Origin of the sequence: Flavobacterium sp. HSC-61S13, assembly GCF_024171535.1 — a bacterium.
In the GTDB taxonomy this organism is placed as follows: Bacteria; Bacteroidota; Bacteroidia; order Flavobacteriales; family Flavobacteriaceae; genus Flavobacterium.
Map to the genome: position 1 here is coordinate 69,263 of NZ_JALJZV010000007.1, position 24,595 is coordinate 93,857.

At 37.3% G+C, this 24,595-nt stretch carries 16 protein-coding genes and 1 pseudogene; 15 read left to right on the top strand and 2 right to left on the bottom strand.

The annotated features are described in order from the left end of the window. The first annotated feature begins 7 nt into the window (after positions 1-7). From lptB to L1275_RS08690, 12 genes and pseudogenes are all read left to right on the top strand, one after another. A complete protein-coding gene (gene lptB, locus L1275_RS08640; protein ID WP_253471852.1) occupies positions 8-748 on the top strand; it encodes an LPS export ABC transporter ATP-binding protein in 741 nt (246 codons plus the stop codon). Positions 749-1,573: 825 nt separating this feature from the next. Then, the gene (locus L1275_RS08645) at positions 1,574-3,361 is read left to right on the top strand and encodes a nucleoside-diphosphate sugar epimerase/dehydratase (protein ID WP_253471854.1); all 1,788 of its coding nucleotides are present in this window, start codon (positions 1,574-1,576) and stop codon (positions 3,359-3,361) included. A gap of 34 nt (positions 3,362-3,395) precedes the next feature. Continuing rightward, positions 3,396-4,178: a polysaccharide biosynthesis/export family protein gene (locus L1275_RS08650; protein WP_253471856.1), complete on the top strand. Its 783-nt coding sequence runs from the start codon at positions 3,396-3,398 to the stop codon at positions 4,176-4,178. 6 nt (positions 4,179-4,184) lie between these two features. Then, the gene (locus L1275_RS08655; protein ID WP_253471858.1) at positions 4,185-6,596 is read left to right on the top strand and encodes a tyrosine-protein kinase; all 2,412 of its coding nucleotides are present in this window, start codon (positions 4,185-4,187) and stop codon (positions 6,594-6,596) included. A gap of 251 nt (positions 6,597-6,847) precedes the next feature. After that, the gene (locus L1275_RS08660; protein ID WP_253471860.1) at positions 6,848-9,070 is read left to right on the top strand and encodes an NADP-dependent isocitrate dehydrogenase; all 2,223 of its coding nucleotides are present in this window, start codon (positions 6,848-6,850) and stop codon (positions 9,068-9,070) included. Positions 9,071-9,733: 663 nt separating this feature from the next. After that, positions 9,734-13,246, top strand: coding sequence for a hypothetical protein (locus L1275_RS08665; RefSeq protein WP_253471862.1), 3,513 nt, complete (start codon positions 9,734-9,736; stop codon positions 13,244-13,246). 69 nt (positions 13,247-13,315) lie between these two features. Further along, positions 13,316-15,472, top strand: a complete 2,157-nt coding sequence (locus L1275_RS08670; protein ID WP_253471864.1) for a hypothetical protein — start codon at positions 13,316-13,318, stop codon at positions 15,470-15,472. A gap of 2 nt (positions 15,473-15,474) precedes the next feature. Next, positions 15,475-16,161, top strand: a complete 687-nt coding sequence (locus L1275_RS08675) for a PoNe immunity protein domain-containing protein (protein WP_253471866.1) — start codon at positions 15,475-15,477, stop codon at positions 16,159-16,161. Positions 16,162-16,431: 270 nt separating this feature from the next. After that, positions 16,432-16,599, top strand: a pseudogene (locus L1275_RS16515) (PoNe immunity protein domain-containing protein); the annotation flags it as partial. Continuing rightward, complete coding sequence (locus tag L1275_RS08680) at positions 16,576-16,968, top strand: PoNe immunity protein domain-containing protein (RefSeq protein ID WP_371923459.1); 393 nt, start codon at positions 16,576-16,578, stop codon at positions 16,966-16,968. The pseudogene L1275_RS16515 and the gene L1275_RS08680, both read left to right, overlap by 24 nt. 120 nt (positions 16,969-17,088) lie before the next feature. Further along, positions 17,089-17,775 carry a PoNe immunity protein domain-containing protein gene (locus tag L1275_RS08685; RefSeq protein ID WP_253471870.1) on the top strand — a complete coding sequence of 229 codons (687 nt, stop codon included), beginning with the start codon at positions 17,089-17,091 and terminating at the stop codon, positions 17,773-17,775. 120 nt (positions 17,776-17,895) lie between these two features. Then, positions 17,896-18,582 (top strand): PoNe immunity protein domain-containing protein, encoded by a 687-nt coding sequence (locus L1275_RS08690; RefSeq protein WP_253471870.1) that lies wholly within the window; start codon positions 17,896-17,898, stop codon positions 18,580-18,582. Between the two features lie 143 nt (positions 18,583-18,725). Here L1275_RS08690 and L1275_RS08695 read toward each other — a convergent pair whose 3' ends face one another. Both L1275_RS08695 and L1275_RS08700 read right to left on the bottom strand, forming a co-directional pair. Beyond that, positions 18,726-19,430, bottom strand: a complete 705-nt coding sequence (locus L1275_RS08695; protein WP_253471872.1) for a LytTR family DNA-binding domain-containing protein — start codon at positions 19,428-19,430, stop codon at positions 18,726-18,728. Continuing rightward, positions 19,403-20,407: a sensor histidine kinase gene (locus L1275_RS08700; RefSeq protein WP_253471874.1), complete on the bottom strand. Its 1,005-nt coding sequence runs from the start codon at positions 20,405-20,407 to the stop codon at positions 19,403-19,405. Before L1275_RS08700 ends, L1275_RS08695 begins: the two co-directional genes overlap by 28 nt. Positions 20,408-20,555: 148 nt before the next feature. Between L1275_RS08700 and L1275_RS08705 the strand changes: the two genes are divergently transcribed. From L1275_RS08705 to L1275_RS08715, 3 genes are all read left to right on the top strand, one after another. Then, entirely contained in the window at positions 20,556-21,101 is a 546-nt protein-coding gene (locus tag L1275_RS08705) for a DUF1697 domain-containing protein (protein ID WP_253471876.1), read from the top strand. A 188-nt stretch (positions 21,102-21,289) separates the two neighbouring features. Continuing rightward, positions 21,290-23,692 carry a TonB-dependent receptor gene (locus L1275_RS08710; RefSeq protein WP_253471878.1) on the top strand — a complete coding sequence of 801 codons (2,403 nt, stop codon included), beginning with the start codon at positions 21,290-21,292 and terminating at the stop codon, positions 23,690-23,692. Positions 23,693-23,696: 4 nt separating this feature from the next. After that, the gene (locus tag L1275_RS08715; protein ID WP_253471880.1) at positions 23,697-24,515 is read left to right on the top strand and encodes a DUF4249 domain-containing protein; all 819 of its coding nucleotides are present in this window, start codon (positions 23,697-23,699) and stop codon (positions 24,513-24,515) included. The last annotated feature ends 80 nt before the right edge of the window (positions 24,516-24,595 follow it).

The window sequence follows — 24,595 nt, forward strand, 5'->3', positions numbered from 1 at the left end:
CCAACTTATGAAGTTAAGAGCAGAAAATCTAATCAAAACATATAAAGGCAGAAACGTCGTTAAAGGCGTTTCTGTAGAGGTCAATCAAGGAGAAATCGTAGGGCTACTAGGCCCTAATGGGGCGGGAAAAACCACTTCTTTCTACATGATTGTAGGTTTAGTAAAACCCAATGGTGGTAAAATATACCTTGACAATACAGACATTACTGATTTTCCGATGTACCGTAGGGCACAACACGGTATTGGTTATCTAGCACAGGAGGCTTCTGTTTTTAGAAAGCTCAGCATTGAGGACAATATTTTAAGCGTCTTACAGTTGACCAAACTATCCAAGCAAGAACAGATAGCCAAGATGGAATCGTTGATTGATGAGTTTAGCTTGGAGCATATTCGCACCAACCGAGGTGATTTACTCTCTGGGGGTGAGCGACGAAGAACGGAAATTGCCAGAGCGCTAGCAACTGACCCTAAATTCATCTTGCTGGATGAACCTTTTGCAGGAGTTGATCCCGTTGCTGTAGAAGATATTCAACGAATCGTTGCCAAATTAAAGAACAAAAATATCGGAATTCTTATCACGGATCATAACGTACAAGAAACTTTGGCAATCACAGACAAGACCTATTTAATGTTTGAAGGTAAAATTTTAAAGGCCGGAATTCCCGAAGAATTAGCTGAAGATGAGATGGTTAGAAAAGTATATCTGGGTCAGAATTTTGAATTGAGAAAGAAAAAAATTGAATTCTAATTCATCCGTCATCAACTGTTATAACTTTATTTAGATTGTAAATAAAACACAGGAATTAGCTCTAAATATCAAAAGTTTGGCTAAATTTGTAAATTGAAAAACAATTAACAAAATGTCCATTAGAAATATCTTACTTTCTAAACAATTTTTGACTAAGTATGGAAGCAATCTTCTACACTTAGAAGTCTTTTCATTTCCCCATAACAACAGCAACAGCATGCCTGTTCAAGCTGTTGAAAATTTAGCGCCATTAAGCCAATCTCATGAATGTCTATCTTTCATGAGAAAGTGGTCTAAATTACCCCTTAACAAAAACAGAGAAATTCACCTACACTCTGAAAACAACAAAACCTTCCTAACGACAAATGTTTCAGTTACAGTCTCTGCAAAACGACACCAACAAAGTTTTAGCAAACGGATTAAACAACTGAACGATTTATTCTTTTTTCAAACAAAACATCAAATAAACACTTTTTTTTTATTTTTAAAAACCGAGGTACCTCTATATAATTTCACAGATACCTTACAAAAAACTCAAGAGCTGTTCACTCGGATTCGACAAAAATCCCTGGATAGTACTTTTAGTATAAGCGCATTTTTCATTAACTTAATCCCTGCTGTATCTTGAGAAAAAATTGGCGATCTATTTTAATTAATAATCTTCATAAAACTATTACCGAGGTTTCCAATCGTTTTAACTTACGAAATCTCAGATATCTCCCACAATGGTCCATTCTTTTGATTGACATTTGTATGGTATTTATCGCTAGTGTATTTAGTTTTTTTATGTTGAAAGGCATCGGTGTAACAGCGAACCCCACTCCTATGGCTTGGGTAATTAGCCCCTTCTATTTTGGCATCACCTTTTTCTATTTTTGGTTTTTCAAAACCTACCTTGGCATCATACGTCATTCGACCTTAATTGATGCCATCAAGCTTTGTATCGCACAATCAGCTACCTTTATAACCCTTTTCGCCATTAATGAAGGCTTTGAGTTATTCACAGGCAGCAAACTTTTTTTGACCACCTATCTCTTTTTAAATATCACGATTTCATTTTGTTTGTTATTATTCTATAGAATCATTGTTAAGCAGGCTTATGAAACTTTGTTTACCTCTTCCGAAAGCACCGTATTAACTCCGGTCATCGTCTTAGTAAACTCTCGAAACGCTGTAGCAGTAACTTCAGCTTTACGAGCAGAACGCCCAAAACGATTTAAGGTAGTCGGTTTTATCACTACAGAGAAGCAATTACCTAATAATCGGATTATTAATTTACCGGTTTTTGACACGGATAAAAAAACCTCTCTCGTCTTAAGATATGCAAAAGCAGAGGCATTAATTATAACAGATAGCGAAATTACAACCTCCCAGAAAATTAACATTGTAGAAGATTGTCTACATTTTAACTATAAAGTATATCATCTGTCTAAGGTAACGGACTGGAACGATTCCAAAAAAATAGCTAGTAAAGTAAAGAACATCAAAATTCAAGATTTACTGGAACGCAAACCCATTGAATTGGATGCTACCAAAATTTCAGAACAGCTTAATAACAAAACGGTTTTGATAACAGGTGCAGCTGGCTCCATTGGAGGTGAGATCGTGTGGCAGGTTACGCGATTTAATCCTTCGAAAATTATATTAGTTGACCAGGCAGAAACCCCGCTACATCATATATCGCTAGAGCTGGAAAAGCTTCATTGCCAATTCCAGATTATTTCACTGATTGTTGATGTGAGAAACTTAGATTTAATGGATGCCGTTTTTAAGAAATACCAGCCCGATGTGGTATATCATGCAGCAGCTTATAAACATGTGCCGTTAATGGAAGAGAATCCATGTCAAGCGATTTTCACTAATGTAATGGGATCCAAAAATATGGCAGATCTAGCTGTAAAATATCATTGTTCACACTTTGTGATGGTATCGACAGATAAAGCTGTAAACCCAAGTAATATAATGGGAGCAAGTAAAAGGATTGCAGAAAAATATGTGCAATCTTTATCCCAACATATAAGACCCAACCCATTATTTAATACTAAATTTATAACCACTCGTTTTGGCAATGTACTGGGATCTAACGGCTCTGTTGTACCTCTGTTCACCAAACAAATTGAAGAAGGAGGTCCGATTACCATAACACATCCAGAAATTATTCGTTATTTTATGACCATTCCCGAAGCTTGCCAATTGGTTTTAGAAGCAGGTGCTATGGGAAACGGAGGGGAAATCTATATATTTGATATGGGAAAACCGGTCAAAATAATAGATTTAGCTCGCAAGATGATTAAGATGGCCGAATTAATACCTGAACGGGATATCGAGATAAAGATAGTAGGATTAAGACCGGGTGAAAAACTCTACGAGGAATTATTAAATGACACCTCCGTTACTTTACCCACACATCATGAGAAGATTATGATTGTACAAGACACTCACGACGTTTATGAAGTTTTAAATCATCAAATATTCGAATTATCACAATATGCATATAAAAACAAAACAATAGAAATGGTTACACAAATGAAAAAAATTGTCCCGGAATTCAAAAGCTTAAATTCACAATATGAGAGGCTGGATTCCAACCCCTTATTAATTAATCTTTCCTAATCAAAATAGAACTTTTACATTTGCAAAAAACAATATGACTAAAAATATCCCAACTTACCTCCTGCTTTTATTCGTTACCTTGGTATTGAGCTCGTGTGCATCTAAAAAAGAATATTTGTATTATCAAGATATCGAAGAAGTAATTAACTCTGACTCTCAGAGTAAATTATTTGAAACCAAATTAGCTCCGGATGATCTATTGATGATTATAGTTTCGGCAGAGGATCCAGAATCCGCAGCACCTTTTAATTTAGTTAGCACGATGACTGCCGATCCAAAAAATCCAGCTAGAAATGGACAAATGACGCAGCAACTTTATTTAGTAGATTCCCAAGGAAAGATTGAATTTCCTATAGTAGGTTCATTACTGGTTGGCGGATTAAATAAATCTCAAGCTATTGAACTCATTAAGGATGAAATCAAAAAATACTTAACCAATCCAATTGTAAACTTGCGGATCATGAACTTTAAAATAACTGTTCAAGGTGAAGTAAACAGACCTGGAGTACATTCCATAAGTAGCGAGCGATTAACTCTCCCTGAGGCCATTACTTTATCTGGAGATTTATCCAACTATGGTTCAAGAAAAAACATTATGATTATTCGAGAACAAGATGGCAAAAGAAGTTTTACCCGAGTAGATATCACCAAAGCAGATTTCATCAATTCGCCGTATTATTTTCTAAGACAAAACGATATCGTTTATGTAGAACCAAACAAAACAAGGATCAATTCTTCGGTTGTAGGACCAAATATTACCATTGGAATATCTGCTTTGTCTTTATTAGTAACTATAATTGCCTTGTCGCTCAAATAATTTTACATGGAAAATCAACTTGAAAAAGACGATCACTCGAATATCAATATAAGAGAACAAATTGAAAAGTACTTAATCCACTGGAGGTGGTTTGTATTAAGTCTTTTTATCATTCTAGTAAGTACCCTTGTTTATTTGCGATATGCTGAAAAACAATATAAGATCAACACCACTATCATTGTAAAAGATGAAAGAAGAGGTGGGGGAATGATGTCAGAAATGGCAGCTTTTTCCGATTTGTCCATGTTTTCAGGAGGAAAGAGTAATGTTGAAAATGAAACTCAACTTATAAAGTCCTATACTGTAGCTGAAAAAACAGTCAGAAGATTACAATTAAATATAGCCTATATCAATGAAGGGCGTGTAAAAAAAACCGAATTATACGACAATGTTCCTTTTCGTTTTAATTTTATCAAACCCGTCTTCGATTTTGATAACATTCGCTATACTTTTAATGTAAAGCAATTGGAACAAAACAAATTTGAATTGGGTGATAAGGATTCTGACTTAGGTGTTTTTAGCTATGGAGATACCATTCAAACTAAATTAGGTGTATTGGTGGTGACTAAAAACACACCGCGACCAGAGCCGACTTTATTAATGAAAAACGCGGAGAAAAACGCGGAGAAAGATCAAGATCCCGTTTCCAATAATATAATTGTCGAAATTTTCCCTATTGAACGTATCGTGACTCGGTTTGTTAAAAATTTGACTGTCGCTCCGACAGATAAATTCTCAACGGTGATCGATCTTTCATTAGTTGACGCAACACCATCCAAAGCGGTAGATTACCTCAATGAATTGGTAAAAATTTACAATGAGGAAGCCATTATCGACAAACGTTTTGTTTCAGAAAAAACGTCCGAATTTATTGCATCACGTTTGGAGTTAATCACACAAGAACTCGGTGATGTCGAAAAATCATTAGAGGGTTATAAACACAGCAACAGACTTACCGATATCCCAACAGAAGCGGGTATATTCTTACAAAATGCTAACGTTTTTGAAAAAAGCATTATTGAAAATGCTACTGAAATTAAAGTAGTGACCTCGATGATCGACTTTTTAAATAAAAGTAAAACCGAAGATCTATTACCTTCAAACATCATCACTTCTGATGCAGGATCAGCGGGGCTAATCAATCAATATAACAATATTGTTCTGGAAAGGAATCGTATAAAAGCCAGCTCTACAGCAGAAAATCCAGCTGTTATTAGGTTAGATTCCCAGATTGCTTCTATGAAAGCATCTGTGCAAGAAAGTTTGGCACGCTTAAAAAACTCGCTAGAAATTACCAGAAGAGAATTGGAACTTAAAGACCGTGAATTACTTGCCAAGATCGCTCAAGTACCACGTCAAGAGAGAGAGTTTAGAATTATTGACCGCCAGCAAAAGGTCAAGGAAGCCATCTATTTATACCTCTTTCAAAAAAGGGAGGAAACAGCAATTGCTTTAGCTGCAACAGATCAAAATGCAAAAGTAGTCGATACTGCAAAGGCGGGTACAGCCCCTGTTGCTCCAAAGCAAAGTATCATCTTGTTGGCCGCATTAATAATTGGTTTCTTAATTCCCTTTGCTGTTATTTACTTAAAGGAGTTATTGGATACTAAGATCAAGAATCGTCAAGATATTGAGAGAGCTACTAAGATCCCTTTCTTGGGTGATATTCCGCATTCTGAATCAAATACACAGATTATCGATATCAGCAGTCGTTCAAGTACTGCGGAAGCGATTAGGATTATTCGTACCAACTTGGAGTTTATGTTGACCAAAACGCCAAAAGGTCTTGCCAAAACGATCTTTCTAACTTCAACCTTCCCCAAAGAAGGTAAAACCTTTACATCGGTAAATATCGCAGGAACTATAGCTTTATCTAATAAGCGCGTACTGTTAATCGGTATGGATTTAAGGAATCCACGTTTAGATGATTATATCATACTGCCTTCAAAAGGGGTGTCAAATTTCTTAGCTAGTCAAGAAACAGATATCAATCCTTATATTACCAAAGTAGTTGGTTTTGACAACTTCTTTGCCTTACCTGCAGGAACGATACCTCCGAATCCAGCAGAGCTTTTAATGGGCTCTAAAGTGGATCAGATGTTTGAAAATTTAAAAAAGGATTTTGATTATATCGTCGTAGATACCGCACCAGTAAGTCTCGTTACCGACACCTTATTGATTGCCAAACACGCAGATACCTTTATCTATGTGGTTCGAGCAAACTATCTCGACAAACGTATGTTAAACATACCAGACACGCTATTCCGAGAAAACAAAATACCTAATATGTCGGTTGTGCTTAATGATACCAGTACGACCAAAGGTTATGGTTATGGATACGGTTACGGTTATGGATACGGACAAGACATGGAAAAAGACACCAGACCTTGGTGGAAAAAAGCCTTAAATATGAAATAACACCTAAAAGACCTTCTCTAAGAAGGTCTTTTTTATTACATTTTTTTGAAATTATTTATTTTAAGTCAATAAATTATGGAATTGTAAACTTTCGTATCGCCGTTTAATAAAATGGCAATTCCCCGATCAAAGTCGCGCTAATATGCCTTTATGAGGCTAATATTTATTATATTTGCTTATAGGGAATAACCGATCGAAAAATAGAATATTTATATACAAAACACGATTGCTATCATTTAAAAACACAACAAATGGCACACAAATCTAAGATTATTTACACCATGACTGATGAAGCTCCTATGTTGGCTACACATTCATTTTTACCTATTGTTAAAGCATTCACCAAATCATCATCCATTGAAGTAGAAACCAGAGACATTTCGTTATCGGGTAGAATACTAGCTAATTTCCCGGATTTTCTTGAAGAATCACAGAAGATAGCAGACGACTTAACAGAACTGGGGAATCTGGCCAATACCCCGGAAGCAAATATTATCAAACTACCGAATATTTCTGCATCGGTACCTCAATTAAAAGAAGCTATTGCAGAATTGCAAAAACACGGTTATGCAGTTCCTAGTTTTCCTGAAGAACCAAAAACAGAAGCTGAAAAAGAAATAAAAAACCGCTACTCTAAAGTATTGGGCTCGGCTGTAAATCCAGTTTTACGTGAAGGAAATTCAGATCGTAGAGCTCCTAAGGCCGTTAAAAATTATGCCAAAGCAAATCCTCATTCTATGGGAGCTTGGTCTGCAGATTCTAAAACCGAAGTAGTATCTATGCCGGAAGGGGATTTTTACGGAAGCGAAAAATCGATTACCCTAACCGATGCTCAAAATTATAAAATTGAATTTACAGATGCCCAAGGTCAAAAGCAAGTACTTAAAGATTTTGCTCCGCTAAAAGCAGGAGAAGTTATCGACAGTTCTGTATTAAACCTAAATGCATTAAAAGCTTTTGTTGCTAAAGAAATTCAAGTAGCCAAAGAAAAGAATGTTTTGTTATCGGTGCATTTAAAAGCAACGATGATGAAGGTTTCTGACCCGATTATTTTTGGCGCTATTGTTGAAGTATATTTTAAAGATGTATTTGAAAAATACAGCACTTTATTTAAAGAAATCAATGTTGACACTCGCAATGGTTTAGGTGATGTCTATGCAAAAATTGCTGGTTTACCTCAAGAAGCTGAAGTAAAAGCAGCCATTGAAGCAGCGATTTCCAATGGACCTGCATTGGCTATGGTTAATTCTGATAAGGGAATTACCAACTTACACGTGCCATCTGATGTTATCGTAGATGCGTCGATGCCTGCAATGATTCGTACATCAGGACAAATGTGGAACAAAGACGGGAAACCAGAAGATACCATCGCATTGATTCCAGATCGTTCGTACGCGGGAGTTTATGTGGCTACTATTGCTGACTGTAAAAAACACGGTGCCTTTGATCCATGTACTATGGGTTCTGTTCCAAACGTTGGACTTATGGCACAAAAAGCAGAAGAATACGGTTCACATGACAAAACTTTCCAAATTTCTGCTGACGGTATCGTACAGGTTATCAACGATGCTGGAAATGTACTTATGGAGCAAAAAGTTGAAAAAGGATCTATATTCAGAATGTGTCAAACTAAAGACGCCCCTATTCAGGACTGGGTTAAACTAGCCGTAAATAGAGCGCGTTTATCTGAAACACCGGCTGTTTTCTGGTTAGACGAAAATAGAGCCCACGATAGAGAAATCATCACCAAAGTAAATACTTATTTAAAAGATCACGATACCAATGGTTTGGATATCCGTATCCTCAATCCAGTTGAAGCTACTAAATTCACTTTAGAACGCATCCGCAAAGGTTTAGATACTATTTCTGTAACTGGAAATGTATTGAGAGATTATTTAACCGATTTATTCCCTATTTTAGAATTGGGAACATCTGCAAAAATGCTATCCATCGTTCCACTTATGAACGGCGGAGGTTTGTTTGAAACAGGTGCCGGTGGATCAGCTCCAAAACACATCGAACAATTTATTGAAGAAGGCTATTTACGTTGGGATTCATTAGGAGAGTTTTTGGCCTTAGCCGTTTCATTGGAACACCTAGGTCAAACTCAAAACAATCCAAAATCACTGATTTTAGCAGAAACCTTGGATATTGCAACTGAATTATTCTTATCAAATGACAAATCCCCTGCTCGTAAAGTAGGTCAAATAGACAACAGAGGATCTCATTTTTATTTAGCGCTGTATTGGGCACAGGAATTGGCAAAACAAAATAAAGATGCTGAATTAAAAGCTTTCTTTACTCCTATTGCACAAGCATTAACCGAAAACGAATCTCAGATTAATGCTGAGCTGATCGGTTCACAAGGAAAACCACAAGATATTGGTGGCTATTACCAACCTACTGAAGCTAAAACAAATAAAGCGATGCGTTCTAGCGCCACTTTAAATGCGATTATCGACCAAATTGCTTAATTGCACATATTGAATATGATTAAAAAGAGGCCGTTCCAAAATAAAATTTGGTCGGCCTCTTTTCTTTTTTTACAAAAAGTAGTCTGTATATTATTCTATTTTTACTTGATCAATAATACTTCTACTAAATCCGCAAATCACTGTGGAGCTACTGGCCAAATCATTTAATCGAAATTTTTATAAACGCGATTTATAAGCTACTCACCTATAAAAACGATGACTCGTAATTAGACGGTACCTATTTTGACTGATCCATACCACAAAGTCATACCTTCTAATAGGAGTCGCATTCCATTTTATAAGACGATCCATTTAACCAAAGTATTCTGGCTACAGTACCATATTAAATGTAAACACCGGCCCTGTTTCAATACATGCTACCACCCACTGTACGGCTTTCATCGAAGCACAACCAAGGCGATATCGCTCGTATTGGCACACGTTATTTCAATTATAGCTGCTGCTAAATCAAAATTCCGAAATTAAATAAAATACATAAAAAACCACATAAACACATCATTAATCATAACAAAAGAATCAAAATAAAACTATACAATTAAAATTTAACATTATTAATAAATAATAATTTCAATTTCCAGAACGTTACTTACTATATAAGCCTTTGTTATTTCCAATGAATAACAATTTTTAAACGTAACTATCATGAAAACAGAAATTTCAAACACTTTATTTAAGTTTATCAGCCTACGCAGTCCCCAATTGATCAATCGGATTCGCAGTGAATTACTCTTTGCTACAGTTCCCAGACCATTGGAAACTAGTGTTTTTTATCAGGCTATAGCACAAAAATTACCTGAAGAAACCAAATCAGAAGTTTTAAATAAGGCTGCAGATGAATTTATAGAGATCATTCCCGACAGTCAGCACCTAAACACTGACTTTCCCGAGATGAGCTCATTGGCTCATTGGTTCAGTCAAAATAAAAGGAGCGCCAGTGAAAAAGAGATTCGAGCTAAATTTAATCAGGCTAAACCTTTAGCAGCAAGGGATCTTGAAAACTTATGGGAAAACTTATTTTACCAAACTATACGGCAAACAAATATGTCTTTAAAAGACGAATTGGCTGAATTGCTTTTAGCGGATCATTTGGTAAGGCGTCTTAAGAGTTTAAATGATCCAAATTCAGACCCGCCTTTTCAAGAACTTCTCGACGTTCAAATTACACTACCTTCTTTGTTATTTGACGAAACCAAATGGGAAGTGGGCGTCAGCACAGATAAATTGACAACAGAACTATTTTTGCCGAATGAAACTATCGAGAGAAAGAAAGAATTATCTAAAGCCTTGTTACAAATAAATAACTACGAGAGTTTAACATCGCAATTAGCTGTCATAGATCATCAATATCAACTTGAGTTTGAACGAACACTAGAATCTGTTAATAACGACCACAATGACTTTTATAAAGAAGGATATAAGGGGTATTTCAAGGATGTTTCTCACCGGCGTAGGGAATTTATTCTAAGCCCTCCCAAAGAAATTTATCAAAACATTTCCTACCTCGATTATATACATGAAGAAATCGAAACTCCCAAAATTTCAAAGTATGAAATTGTATACAATCCTCCCATCGACGAACAGAGACTAAAACATTTACTTACTCCAGTGAACTATCAGACATTACTTGATATACTGCGAAATCCTCAACAAAACACCCAAAAAGAAAGCAGCAACAGGATTATTACTCAAAGTAGCTTCGATAGCATCCATAGTTTTAATCAATTTTATAACTTAATCGATCGCGCAAAGCAGAAAACCGAAACAAAACTGGTCCAAAACGCAGCCATCACCCAATCCTTCAACAGTATTGGCGGGGTATTGTTTAGTACGCCTCAAAGCTTTTCCAAAGAAGCGCTGCAATATGTGGTTATTCCGATAAAAGAGCAGCAGACCTATTGTGCTACGATCTGTTTTACCTTACCTGATACCACATGGGAACTTTCTAAAGTTACTGTAAAACTTCGTCCAAAGAATTCCACTGAAAAAACAATAGTCTTACAAGAGCCCATACTAGAGCGTCGAGGCAATGAGGTTACGATTTACAATATCGAAGGATTTGTACAAAACTCCGCTAACGAAACCTGTAGTATAGCCGTTGACTTGCAGTTTAGTAACGGACAACTACACAGCATTCCCCGTGTAGAACTAACTCGGTTAGTACCGCATCAAGGTCCTCTAAAAAATCATACTCCTATGCTACCCGAACACATCGACCGAATTTTGATTCCCAAAAGATTTGGCGTGCGTATGTTGGGTATAGCCGATTATAAAAAAGTAGAGCAAACCATCCATTGTTATATAGAAGGTGAAGTATCTCATGTTGAAAACATTATGGCTCGGGAATATAAAGAAAAGGCCAACCGTAGTTTGTTTCGAAATGAAGTAAGCCATATGCTATCCGAAGAACAAGAAACAGAGCATTTAACCGATACGATATCGACCCAACGATTTGAAATGCAATACGAAACGGAGCAAGTGCTCCGTGAAAATAAAAGTACCGGCATTTTCGTCAATTCGGGTTATAAATACGGTAATTTCTATATCGATGGTGGCCTAACCCATGCCAATAACAGCTCTCGCGATGAAAGCATACGTCGATCGGTAAATGAAGCGCGAGAGATTACCGAGCAGGCCTTGGATCGTTTGGTTAAAAAAACCAAACGCGAACGCATAACCAAAATCATCAACGAATCGGAAGAAAACAACCTACATGGTTTTGACAACCGCAAAGGCGACCAACATGTGGTTGGGGTTTACCGTTGGATTGATAAACTGTATAAAAACCAAGTTTACAACTACGGAAAACGCATGATGTTTGAATTCATGATACCGGAACCGGGGCATCTCCACGGCTTAGCGCTACAACAAGACAACCACACGCCTAGTGTAACTTTAAACATGCCTATAGACCCGCGTACAGCAGGCGGTATGAATTCCATACCTACTGCTGCAGCCCTAACCCCGCATAGGGCACAATTTTGGGCGGCCCAATATTTCGTGGATATTCCAATTTTAAAAAGTAAAACAATGAATATTAGTGCTGCTTTTTCTGACCATGGAGCGAGCCCTAATTTCAGTTCCAATTACAACTCTGGAGCAAGTCATTATTCCGTTGAAATACCCGAAGATTACGCAGCTGTAGGTTATCAAGGACGATTTAATTTTGCTTTTGTTCCCAAAGGCAAAGAGTATACTCACGGACGATTAACCATTTGCGCGAACAAACACATCATAGAAGATCTAACTCATTCCACTCAGTATATCTCGCGTACGATTGACGAAGTAGATAAATCCCTAGACATCACTTTTACGGGTAATGATGTGGCTGGTATATCCGTTTCCTTACAAATCCGTTGTCGTTTAAAAGACGATGCTGAAAAGCAATGGCAACAAGATACTTTTAGTCGCATACTCGATGCGTATTATGAGGCCTTAAATCAATTTAATGAAGCCGTTAAAGCCGAACAAGATAAAGCTGTTGAAATCAAGAAAACCAATCCGGGTTTCTATAGAGAAATTGAAAACACCACTTTACGCAGAAATTGTATTTCGTATTTGGTTGCCCAATCCGATATGGGGCAAAACTTTACCAGCGGTAATCAAATCGATACGTTTTCGATTATTCAAAATGCCTCGTTAGACCGGTATAGCAGTTTGATAAAATTCCTCGAACAAGCCTTTGAATGGAAATTGATGTCGTATCAATTTTACCCGTATTACTGGGCAGATAGAAATCAGTGGAATAAGCTTTATAACTTCAATGAATCGGACGATCCTATTTTTAGAGATTTTATGCAATCGGGTATGGCTCGAGTTATCGTAACGGTTCGTCCCGGATTTGAAGAAGCCGTACAACTGTATATGAGTACGGGAAAACTATGGAACGGCGGGAAAATCCCAGTGATTGGCGATCCGTTGTACCTGTCGGTTATAGACGAGATTCGAACGGTAAAAACAGAAAAAGAAGGCAAGGCTTGGATTACGCGTGTACCGACTTCCTTAACCATTTTACAAGCACAAAGTATTGGGCTCACCGTTGAAAAAGCACTACCCTGCAACTGCGAAGATACCGCCGATTTTGACGATCCAACTCAAGTACCATGTAGCGAGAGTTTTATTCTCAAAAACGACGTACTTCAAGGCGAGGCACAATAAGCTTAAGGCTGTCTACACGCTTTTTTATTTCATCGCCCAGCTGAAAGGCTGGGCTTAAAAACGACACTTATGAGCTATAAACCCCTATTCCCCGAAAGTTGGGGACTCACTCCTTTAACGGGAAGTCGGTTAGAGGCACTATTGGGTGCTAACAATCCCATAGCGCAATCACCTTATATCAGTCCGTATGCCGAAAACCATAGCTGGGCCAATCTAAACGCCTCCACCATAGCCCGACACTTTTTCTACCGATTACCGGTAGAACGCATTTACAACCATATCTTTTTTGTAAAGGAACCCGAATGCCAAACCGATATCAAACCGATCAAGCGCTTGATATATCTTGAACAAAATGCCGTTAGTGGTTTTCAAGCTGAACAAGATACCTTGTTATACACTTGCCATATCTACGTTTCTACCAACGGCAGCAAACTCCAAAACCTCTATGACTGTACTGCCTACCAAATTGCCGACAACGAAATCTACTTTTTTTTAGAAGACAACACCAACGATCTTAGCGACCAAGTACTCTTGGCTCGATTTGGAAAAGGAGTAGACAAAAAAACTTTGTTAGCTATGGCCGATACCGATCTGAGTAAATTAACCGCAGACGTGCCTGATTTTAGTACCCATCAACTTCGAGAGCTGCTAGAAACCGGACGGGTAAAAGCCCCCATTACCCCATTGCGCAGCTTGCTGAACGGCGCTTTATTTATTGGTTCCTTTTCGGCCCTACCCGGTAAAGCTACCGGTTGGCTTACCAACCAAATAGGCGATTTGATCGCACAATTGGCTGTGCCTGAAACCCTTTGGGACTCCCAATCCGAAACTTACTTTTTGCAGCGCGAGCAACTTATCCAACGCTTGCAAATCGATCTTGCGATTATCGAACCACTCGATTTGCTTTTGAACCATCAACACAGCCGCTGGTTTTCCCTATATGCTCCCCAATCAACACACCGCTTTTCGAAGGAGATTCGACTGTTTTTGAAAAAACTAATCACCCATTACAACCAAGCGGTAACCACTGTAATTTCCGGTTTTTATGATCAAGCAGGAGAAACCATACAAACGCTAGCCGAAGTGCTCTATCTATCCGAAAAGATTGCTTTTTTCTGTGGGCTTTGGAACGGAATTGTCGATTTTGTGGCCGGAATTTTTAAGTTTATCGGACTCTTAGAACTCCCCTACAACAGCCTTAAAAACTTTCAAGCTACCCTTGAATCACTAGATAACCTGATGGTCATCATATCCGAAATATCCCTGAGCGATTTATTCTTTAACGGACTACGCATTTATATCGACATGACCAAAGAGGTGTTTCAGTTTATCACCACCGACAACCCCAGAGCAGTTTATAATTTTGATAAAATAGCTTATTTTATCGGTTTTGGAATAGGAAACATCGGGGCCTCTTTTATCCCCATACTTCAACTGAGCAAAGTTACAAGTATTTCCAAATTTGGTTCATTTTTAACCGTCGATTTTCTACAAGCCATCAACAATGCACCCAAACAGTTGGTTAACGATTTTAAGCAATTGCTGCTACTGCTCGAACAAATCGGCACTTTACTCGCCAAAAAAGGCGATGCCCTTTATGCTGAACTGCATAAAATACTGCGCAAAATATTCGAGTGGTTCAAACGTAACGAGCTTTTGTTTTCCAAAAAAGCCCATGCCGTTGAGAAAAAGCTCTTAGCCGAGGTGGAAAAGGGTTTGCTTAAACTAGACGAATTTCCAAACGGGCTAAAACGCCATGCTTCAGACTACACCCGCTATACGAATTATAGCGAAATTAAAGCGCTTGTATATATGGAGAGTAACACCTTTAAAATAGGTACTCAAAAGGGAAAACTAAAATATATTGCTCTAGACAAAGTCACCAATTTGGATGCCCCTATAAAAAAGGGAATCGATGCCATTTATGAATTCTCTAACCCGCCGCCAAAATACGTTATTGCCGAAGTTAAAATGAATACCACTGGCAGCAAAACTTGGCAACCCAAAGTCGATACCAAAAAAACAGGGAGTGGCGATAGTCAGATGACTGCAAAATGGATAGAACATGACTTACAATATACTATATTTAATAAAACGCATCTAGATATACTTGAAAAAGGATATGAATCAATTTTAATAGGCGTCTCCAAGGAACACCCCATAATATTAAAATCACTCGACAAAAATGCCAAGATTATACCTAACAAAATCACTCAAATCAATTAATTATGGAAAATTTCAGAGAATACATTATAGTACAACAAGAATCTATCGATTACCTTAATGAAGGCATCGCCATTAAAAGAGTGAACCCTGATAGAATTCCGAATGTAAGAATTGCTGTTTTCACATTTACTCTCAACAAAACCATTGCGCATTATTCCGCAGGAGACCCAAAAGTAATGGTTACCCAAAGTTTGATCGAAGCGATTACAGCCTTTGAATTGGGTTTTAAATGGGAGGGCTTTGCGCACAGCTATGCCATGTACGATCAAATGGTCTGGATGTTGTCGTTAGCGATTTTGTGTGAGATACCCGATCCCGATTTTAGGCGCATCACCGCGATAATCAAACGCGATATGGCCAACGATTTGTTATTATCAACTTTGATTCAATACCGCCAATCCGATTTTTTACAAGGGCAATCCTATATTCAAAAAACGCCCTACTCCCACTTGGATCCCTTGGTCAGCGGCAGGGATAAAAGCATTGCTTTTATACAAAAATACCTCGACAAAAAATGGTACCAAGGTCATCGCGATGCTCCTTGGTACGATTGTCATAAAATCACTAAAATAAATGTGTTTTTTGGCTATTGGGCGTGGGAGGTAGCGGCCTTGGTCAAGATATATCAAATTGACGACAGCCTGTTACAAAACCAAAAATATTATCCGTATAGAGCCCTGCACTGGTAAATAAACCAACGGTTAGGTAGCTATTTTAATAGGCGTCTCCAAGGAACACCCCATAATATTAAAATCACTCGACAAAAATGCCCAAATTATACCCAACAAAATCACTCAAACCAATTAATTATGGAAAATTTTAAAGAATATATTAAACAAGAAGAAGAATCTATTAGCAACTTCTATAAAGCACTAAAAAATAACGAAATAAAATCTAATAGGATACCAAATGTCAGACTTGCAATATTTACGAATTCATAAAACAAAACCGTTGCGCATTATTCCGCTGGAAATCCAAAAGCAATGATTACCCAAAGTTTGATCGAAGCGATTACAGCCTTTGAGGTAGGCTTTATATGGAGAGGCTTTGCACACAGTTATGCCAAATACGACCAAATGGTATGGATGTTGTCGTTAGCTATTTTGTGCGAGATACCCGATCCCGATTTTAGGCGCATCACCGCAATAATCAAACGCGATATGGCCAACGATTTGTTATTATCAACTTTGATTCAACACCGCCAATCCGATTTTTTACAAGGGCAATCCTATATTCAAAAAACGCCCTACTCCCACTTGGATCCCTTGGTCAGCGGCAAGGATAAAAGCATTGCTTTTATACAAAAATACCTCGACAAAAAATGGTACCAAGGTCATCGCGATGCCCCATGGCACGATTGGCATAAAAACACCACATTCAACATCTATTTCGGATATTGGGCATGGGAGGTAGCCGCCTTGGTCAAGATATATCAAATTGACGACAGCCTGTTGCAAAACCAAAAATACTACCCGTATAGAGCCCTGCATTGGTAAATAAACTAGCGGTTAGGAAGCTGTTTTAACAAGCGTCTCCAAGGAACACCCCATAATATTAAAATCACTCGACAAAAACGCCAAGGTTATACCCAACAAAATCAATCAAATCAATTAATTATGGAAAAATTTAGACAATACATCACAGAAGAACAGGAATCTATTGATTATTTTAATGAAAGTATCGCCATTAAAAGAGCCAACCCTGAGATGATCCCTAGCATTAAACTTGAAATTTTCACATCCTCCCTCAACAAAACCGTTGCGCATTATTCCGCAGGAGACCCAAAAACAATGGTTACCCAAAGTTTGATCGAAGCGATTACAGCCTTTGAGGTGGGCTTTATATGGAGAGGCTTTGCGCACAGCTATGCCATGTACGATCAAATGGTCTGGATGTTGTCGTTAGCGATTTTGTGCGAGATACCCGATCCCGATTTTAGGCGCATCACCGCGATAATCAAACGCGATATGGCCAACGATTTGTTATTATCAACTTTGACTCAACACCGCCAATCCGATTTTTTACAAGGGCAATCCTATATTCAAAAAACGCCCTACTCCCACTTGGATCCCTTGGTCAGCGGCACGGATAAAAGCGTAGCTTTTATACAAAACTACCTCGATAAAAAATGGTACCAAGGTCATCGCGATGCTCCTTGGTACGATTGTCATAAAATCACTAAAATAAATGTGTTTTTCGGCTATTGGGCGTGGGAGGTAGCGGCCTTGGTCAAGATATATCAAATTGACGACAGCCTGTTGCAAAACCAAAAATACTACCCGTATAGAGCCCTGCATTGGTAAATAAACTAGCGGTTAGGAAGCTGTTTTAACAAGCGTCTCCAAGGAACACCCCATAATATTAAAATCACTCGACAAAAACGCCAAGGTTATACCCAACAAAATCAATCAAATCAATTAATTATGGAAAAATTTAGACAATACATCACAGAAGAACAGGAATCTATTGATTATTTTAATGAAAGTATCGCCATTAAAAGAGCCAACCCTGAGATGATCCCTAGCATTAAACTTGAAATTTTCACATCCTCCCTCAACAAAACCGTTGCGCATTATTCCGCAGGAGACCCAAAAACAATGGTTACCCAAAGTTTGATCGAAGCGATTACAGCCTTTGAGGTGGGCTTTATATGGAGAGGCTTTGCGCACAGCTATGCCATGTACGATCAAATGGTCTGGATGTTGTCGTTAGCGATTTTGTGCGAGATACCCGATCCCGATTTTAGGCGCATCACCGCGATAATCAAACGCGATATGGCCAACGATTTGTTATTATCAACTTTGACTCAACACCGCCAATCCGATTTTTTACAAGGGCAATCCTATATTCAAAAAACGCCCTACTCCCACTTGGATCCCTTGGTCAGCGGCACGGATAAAAGCGTAGCTTTTATACAAAACTACCTCGATAAAAAATGGTACCAAGGTCATCGCGATGCTCCTTGGTACGATTGTCATAAAATCACTAAAATAAATGTGTTTTTCGGCTATTGGGCGTGGGAGGTAGCGGCCTTGGTCAAGATATATCAAATTGACGACAGCCTGTTGCAAAACCAAAAATATTATCCGTATAGAGCCCTGCATTGGTAAATAAACCAACGGTTAGGAATCTATTTTAATAGGCATCTCTAAGGAACACCCCATAATATTAAAATCTCTCGCCAAAAACGCCCAAATTATACCTAACAAAATTAATTATGGGAAATTCAGAACTTCAATTAGACAACAAAATCTTATCCCTGCGAAAAATGGTCTAAGAGAATTTGGTATTTTCTACCAATTGGAATCTGGTACCCATCTCGCAAGTACAATACATTTTTTTCATTTTTGACAATATGTTCCGTATTGACAATAAAAGAACGATGGACTTGAAAGAATTGATCCAATACCAAATCTGTCTTAATACTCAATAAGGAACCATAAATGAAATAAGGTCGCGGACACCCCAAAATAAAAATCTTAATGTAATTCCCCGCACTTTCTACAAATAGAATTTCCGCCAATTCAATATCGATCAGCTGTCCATTTTCACGGATACTAAGGTGAGTCTTGATGTCTTTAACCGACTCGCGTTGCTTGCAAAACAACTTGGCTTTTTGAGTGGCCTTTAAAAATTGAACTAAGGAAACGGGTTTTAACAAATAATCTACCACATCCAATTGATAGGATTCTAAGGCAAAATTAGAGTAGGCAGTCGTGATAATCGTAATGGGTTTAACAGGCAGAATTTTCAACAGCTCTAGCCCTGTTATCAAAGGCATATTTATATCCAAAAACAAGATGTCCACTTTGCTTTCTTGAAGCTTGTGTAAGGCCTCTGAACTGCCATAAGCTTGTCCAACCACAACCAGGTCGTTGCATTGATTAATATGAGATTGAATAACCTGATGTGCCGGTTTTTCATCATCTACTATAAAACAGTTGTAGGAAGTTGCCATAAATATAATACTACTTTAAATTTTTCATTGGTCGACTCGATGTCTAATTTATACTTGATTGCCGTAACCTCTAAGCGTCTTTTCAGATTTTCCAAGCCCATTTTTGTTCCCTCTACCTTATCGAAATTCATCAAGCAACTATTTTCAATCGAAAAAATCAAAGTAGAACCGACCAACTTTAGATTCAGCAAAACTCTTGCTTTTTCTGTTTGAGCAGAAAATTTCAGCGCATTCTCTACCAATAATATAAGTAATAATGGGGGAATTTTATGCCTATAAAAGTCCCCGATATACTCTTGATTAACCGTTAGGTCATTACTCTTAAATTGATGATAACTGATGTATTTTTTAATAAAATCCACCTCTTCATCTATACCGATATAGTCTTTTTTTGTAGACTCGATTTGATAGCGAAGCAAATCGGATAATTCCAGAATTCGATCTGGAGTATCTTGTGGACTCGCTAAGGCAACGCCATAAAGGTTGTTTAAGGCATTGAGTAAAAAATGAGGATTGAGCTGTAATTTTAAAACCTCCAATTCCGCTTCTGTATTCAGTAATTTCTTTTGGGTTGTAATGACATTTTGATGAATCCATACGTGTATAAAATAGATCCCAGTACCGACAAAGGCAATAAAAACGCCTCCCCCAATTTGATTGGCCAAAGTTTCGTGATCATTTCGATAAAGATTCATCTTAGTAGCAACAAATATGTACAGCGCCCACCATAAAAAAGAAAATACGAAAAATTGTTTATACCTTTTATTTAACAACAGCGGTCTGACAATGATGGTATTGTGTAAGAATATAAAGATATAAATCAGCGTTAATACCAACATCAGTTCTACTATAATTGTTTCCGTAGTCATCACCTCACTACTATCAAAATACTGAGCGGTAAAAAATAGCAGGAAAAGAAATAGAAACATCATTGCGTTCCTCAACCAAATATTCGAATAAGTCCATTTTGTATTCATAACTTCAAAAGTAAAATAAATCGAGCTAATAAACCGATTATGGCTGCCCTATAAAAGTCGCCCTGTATTTCATTACATAACCGCTAAATTTCCATCTTATTTAAAAATAAGATACTTTTACAGCATCCCTAGCTAAAATATTAATTTGATGAAAACCTATATTTCAATTTTAAGAGGCATCAATGTCGGAAGCCACAAGCGAATTAAAATGGATTCACTACGCAAAATGTATGAGGATCTCGGTTATAAAAACATACAAATCTACATTCAAAGCGGCAACATTATATTTCAAGATCAAGAACAAGAAATCCATTTGATTAAAAACCGCATTGAGCAACGAATTTTGCAAGAATTTAGTTTCGAAGTTCCAGTGATACTCATCGACCAACCTACCCTAGCTGAGATTATTAACAACAATCCGTACGGTATGGAATCGGATTTAGCACCTCTTTATGTCACGCTACTATCCTCAATTCCAGAACAAAAAAATTTAAACAAAATTACCCCAAACAACTACTTACCAGATCAATATACCCTTAGCCGTCACGCCATTTACCTTTATTGTGCGCAGGGCTATGGGAACACCAAATTAACCAATAATTTTTTCGAAAGTAAATTGAAGGTAACAGCCAGCACAAGAAATTGGAAAACCCTTTTGCAATTATACGCGATGGTATGTGATATCAGTCAATAAGCTTTAGCACTTCATTCCATTTAAGCAGTAACTCAGTATTAACCAGATTCGTAAAAGTATTCTAAATTTTTAATTGATCTACAAAATTTATTCGAAAACCTTTGGAATAAATTCGGGTTTTTAAAAAATAATAAAGGCAATAATTTCGTTCTAAGTACTAAATTTGCATCAATAATTAATTAAAAATTATGACTTTAAAAATCAAAAGGTCTAGGAATTTATTTCTTCATTACCTCTTATTAAGCCTATTCTTAGGCAATTCCGGTGCTTTATTCGCCCAAGAAAAATTCACCTTAAGCGGTATACTATCCGATATCAAAAATAACGAAACCTTAATTGGTGCTTCGATTTACATCGATGAAATCAATAACGGCACCAGCACTAATGAATACGGCTTTTATTCGATATCATTACCGGCTGGTACTTACAGCTTAAAAATCGATTATGTCGGTTATTCTACCTTATATAAGAAAGTAGAACTCCACAGTAACACCAAGCTCAATTTATCGTTGAATTCAGATTCTGAGCAATTAAATGAGGTGGTTATCATTCAAAACAATCCTCGAGCTGTAATTAGAAAACCCGAAATGAGTGTTAATAAAATGTCTATTAACGAAATCAAAAAGATGCCTGTAGTGATGGGGGAATCGGATATTTTAAAGTCGATTTTATTGCTACCCGGTGTTACCAATGCTGGGGAAGGTGCTTCTGGATTTAATGTTAGAGGAGGATCTGCTGGGCAAAATCTAATTCAATTAGATGAAGCTACGGTATATAATTCATCCCATTTGTTCGGTTTCTTTTCTGTTTTCAATTCAGATGCCATAAAGGACCTCAAACTTTACAAGGGAGGCATTCCTGCTCGATTTGGAGGAAGAGCGTCCTCCGTACTCGATATTTTTCAAAAAAACGGTAACAGTAAAGAATTTCATGGAACCGGTGGAATCGGTTCTATTTCTAGTCGTTTGATGTTGGAAGGCCCTATTGAAAAAGACCGTTCGTCCTTTCTTATCGCTGGTAGGGGATCTTATGCTCATTTATTTCTTAAGTTGACAGATATTAATAGTTCTGCCTATTTTTATGATTTAAACACTAAAGTGAATTACAAAATCAACGACAACAACAATCTATATCTCTCTGGATATTTTGGACGAGATGTTTTTAAATTCAGCGATTTTTTAAACAATCAATTTGGTAATACCATGGTAAATCTACGATGGAATCATTTGTTTAATGATCAACTATTTGCCAATACCTCTTTAATTTACAGTGATTATTATTACGGACTCAAATTAGGCTCTGTTGGTTTGGATTGGGATTCTGGAATCAAGAATTACAACTTCAAATACGATTTAAAACATTATTTGTCGGATAAATTGCAATTAAACTACGGGGTCAATGCTATTTACTACGACTTTAATCCGGGTAAAATCACCCCGACTAAAATAGACTCTTCGATTAACGAACGCCAATTGGAACAAAAGCACGCTTTTGAACCAAGTGTCTATTTGGAAGCGGAACAACAATTAAACGACAAAATTACCTTTAATTTAGGTTTGCGATACAGTATGTTTTACCGATTGGGTTCTCAAACCATGAATATCTATGCACAGAACCAAGCCGTACACTATGATGAGCAATTGAAAATTTATTCCAAAGCAACGCCGATAGGAACCAAATATTATTCATCGGGTCAAACAATCGATAATTTTCAAAACTTTGAACCGCGATTTTCCATATCCTATGCTTTTAATGACGATCAATCCGTTAAAGCAAGTTTTAATCGCATGACGCAATACTTACATTTGATTTCCAATACTTCTTCTCCTACCCCTTTAGATATTTGGGCGCCGAGTGATTCTTTTTTGAAACCAGAAATAGTGGATCAAGTAGCCTTAGGTTATTTTAGAAATTTCGACAACGATAAATATTCACTAGAAGTGGAGACTTATTATAAAAAAGGAAAAAATAAAATTGATTATATTGACGGGGCGGATTTGATTGCCAATGAAGCGATTGAACAAATCATTTTAAGCGGAGAATCCCGTTCTTATGGATTGGAAATGATGTTTAGAAAAAACACCGGCGCCTTTACTGGATGGATATCCTATACCCTTTCTAAGTCGGAACAACGAACTCCAGGTCGAACTCCTCAAGAGATTGGAATTAACTACGGAGAATGGTACCGCAGTTCTTATGATAAACTACATGATTTATCGATTGTTGGTATTTATGAATTAAATAAAAAATGGTTGTTTAGCGCGAGTTTTGCATTACAGTCGGGCAGACCTGTTACTTATCCGAACGGACAATATGAGTATTTAGACGTGCGTATACCCAGTTACGATCTACGAAATAAAAACAACTTACCGACCTATCACCATTTGGATATATCCGCAACCTATGTTTCACAACCCGACAAAGCGAGAGGTTGGCAGGGTGAATGGGTATTTGGAATCTATAATCTATATGGGCGTAAAAATGCCGCATCGATCAATTTCAGAGAGAGTGATTTGATTGGTCAGAACGAAGCCGTTAAGATGTCTATTTTTGGATTAGTTCCGAGTGTAACCTATAATTTCAAATTTTAAAAAAATGAGAACACACATCAAAATATTTTTATGTTTCTTGTTGGCTTTTGGATTCTCTAATTGTGAAACCGTAGTCGATATTGATTTACCTACCGCAGATCCAAAATTAGTTATTGAAGCTAATCTTGATTTTAACCTCAAAGCATTCAATCCTTTACAAATGATCCGCCTGACCACTACTACGGATTACTATTCCCCTCAAATCCCGAAAGTACATGGCGCAGAAGTTTGGGTGACGAATAATGCAGGGAAGACTTTCCATTTTACGGAAAAGGATCAAACTGGAGAATACTATTGTGACTATTTTTCAGCCGAATTAAATGATAGCTATACCCTACATATCAATTACAAAAACGAACTGTATGAGGCTACAGAAAAATTGATCGAAGTACCCGAAATCATCTATACAGAACAAAAAATAACAACCATTATTTCAGAAGATCTTTATCAAATTACCTCATATTTTCAAGATAATCCCGATCAAGATAACTACTATATGGTTCGATACGAACTCGAAGGGGAGAAAAACAGTTATTCGGTTTTTGACGATAAATTTTCACAGGGAAACCAGATGAATACCGCTTATTTCAGCAGCGATATTAAAGTTGGTGACGAGCTATATATTCGTCTATATGGGATTTCAAAATCCTATTACAACTATATGAATACCTTATTGGGAATAATAGGAGGTGGCGGTGGTCCATTTGAGGTTCCCGTTGGACAAGTTCGCGGTAATGTTCAAAATATTACCGATCAAAAAAACTATCCTCTAGGTTATTTTAGAATCACGCAGTATGACACTACCAGCCATATCGTAAATTAATTTATATACCGTTACAATTAGAGTAATTTAGTTGTAACGGTTTAATAATCCATTTTTGTGCTTCTGGTCCTCAAAGGCAT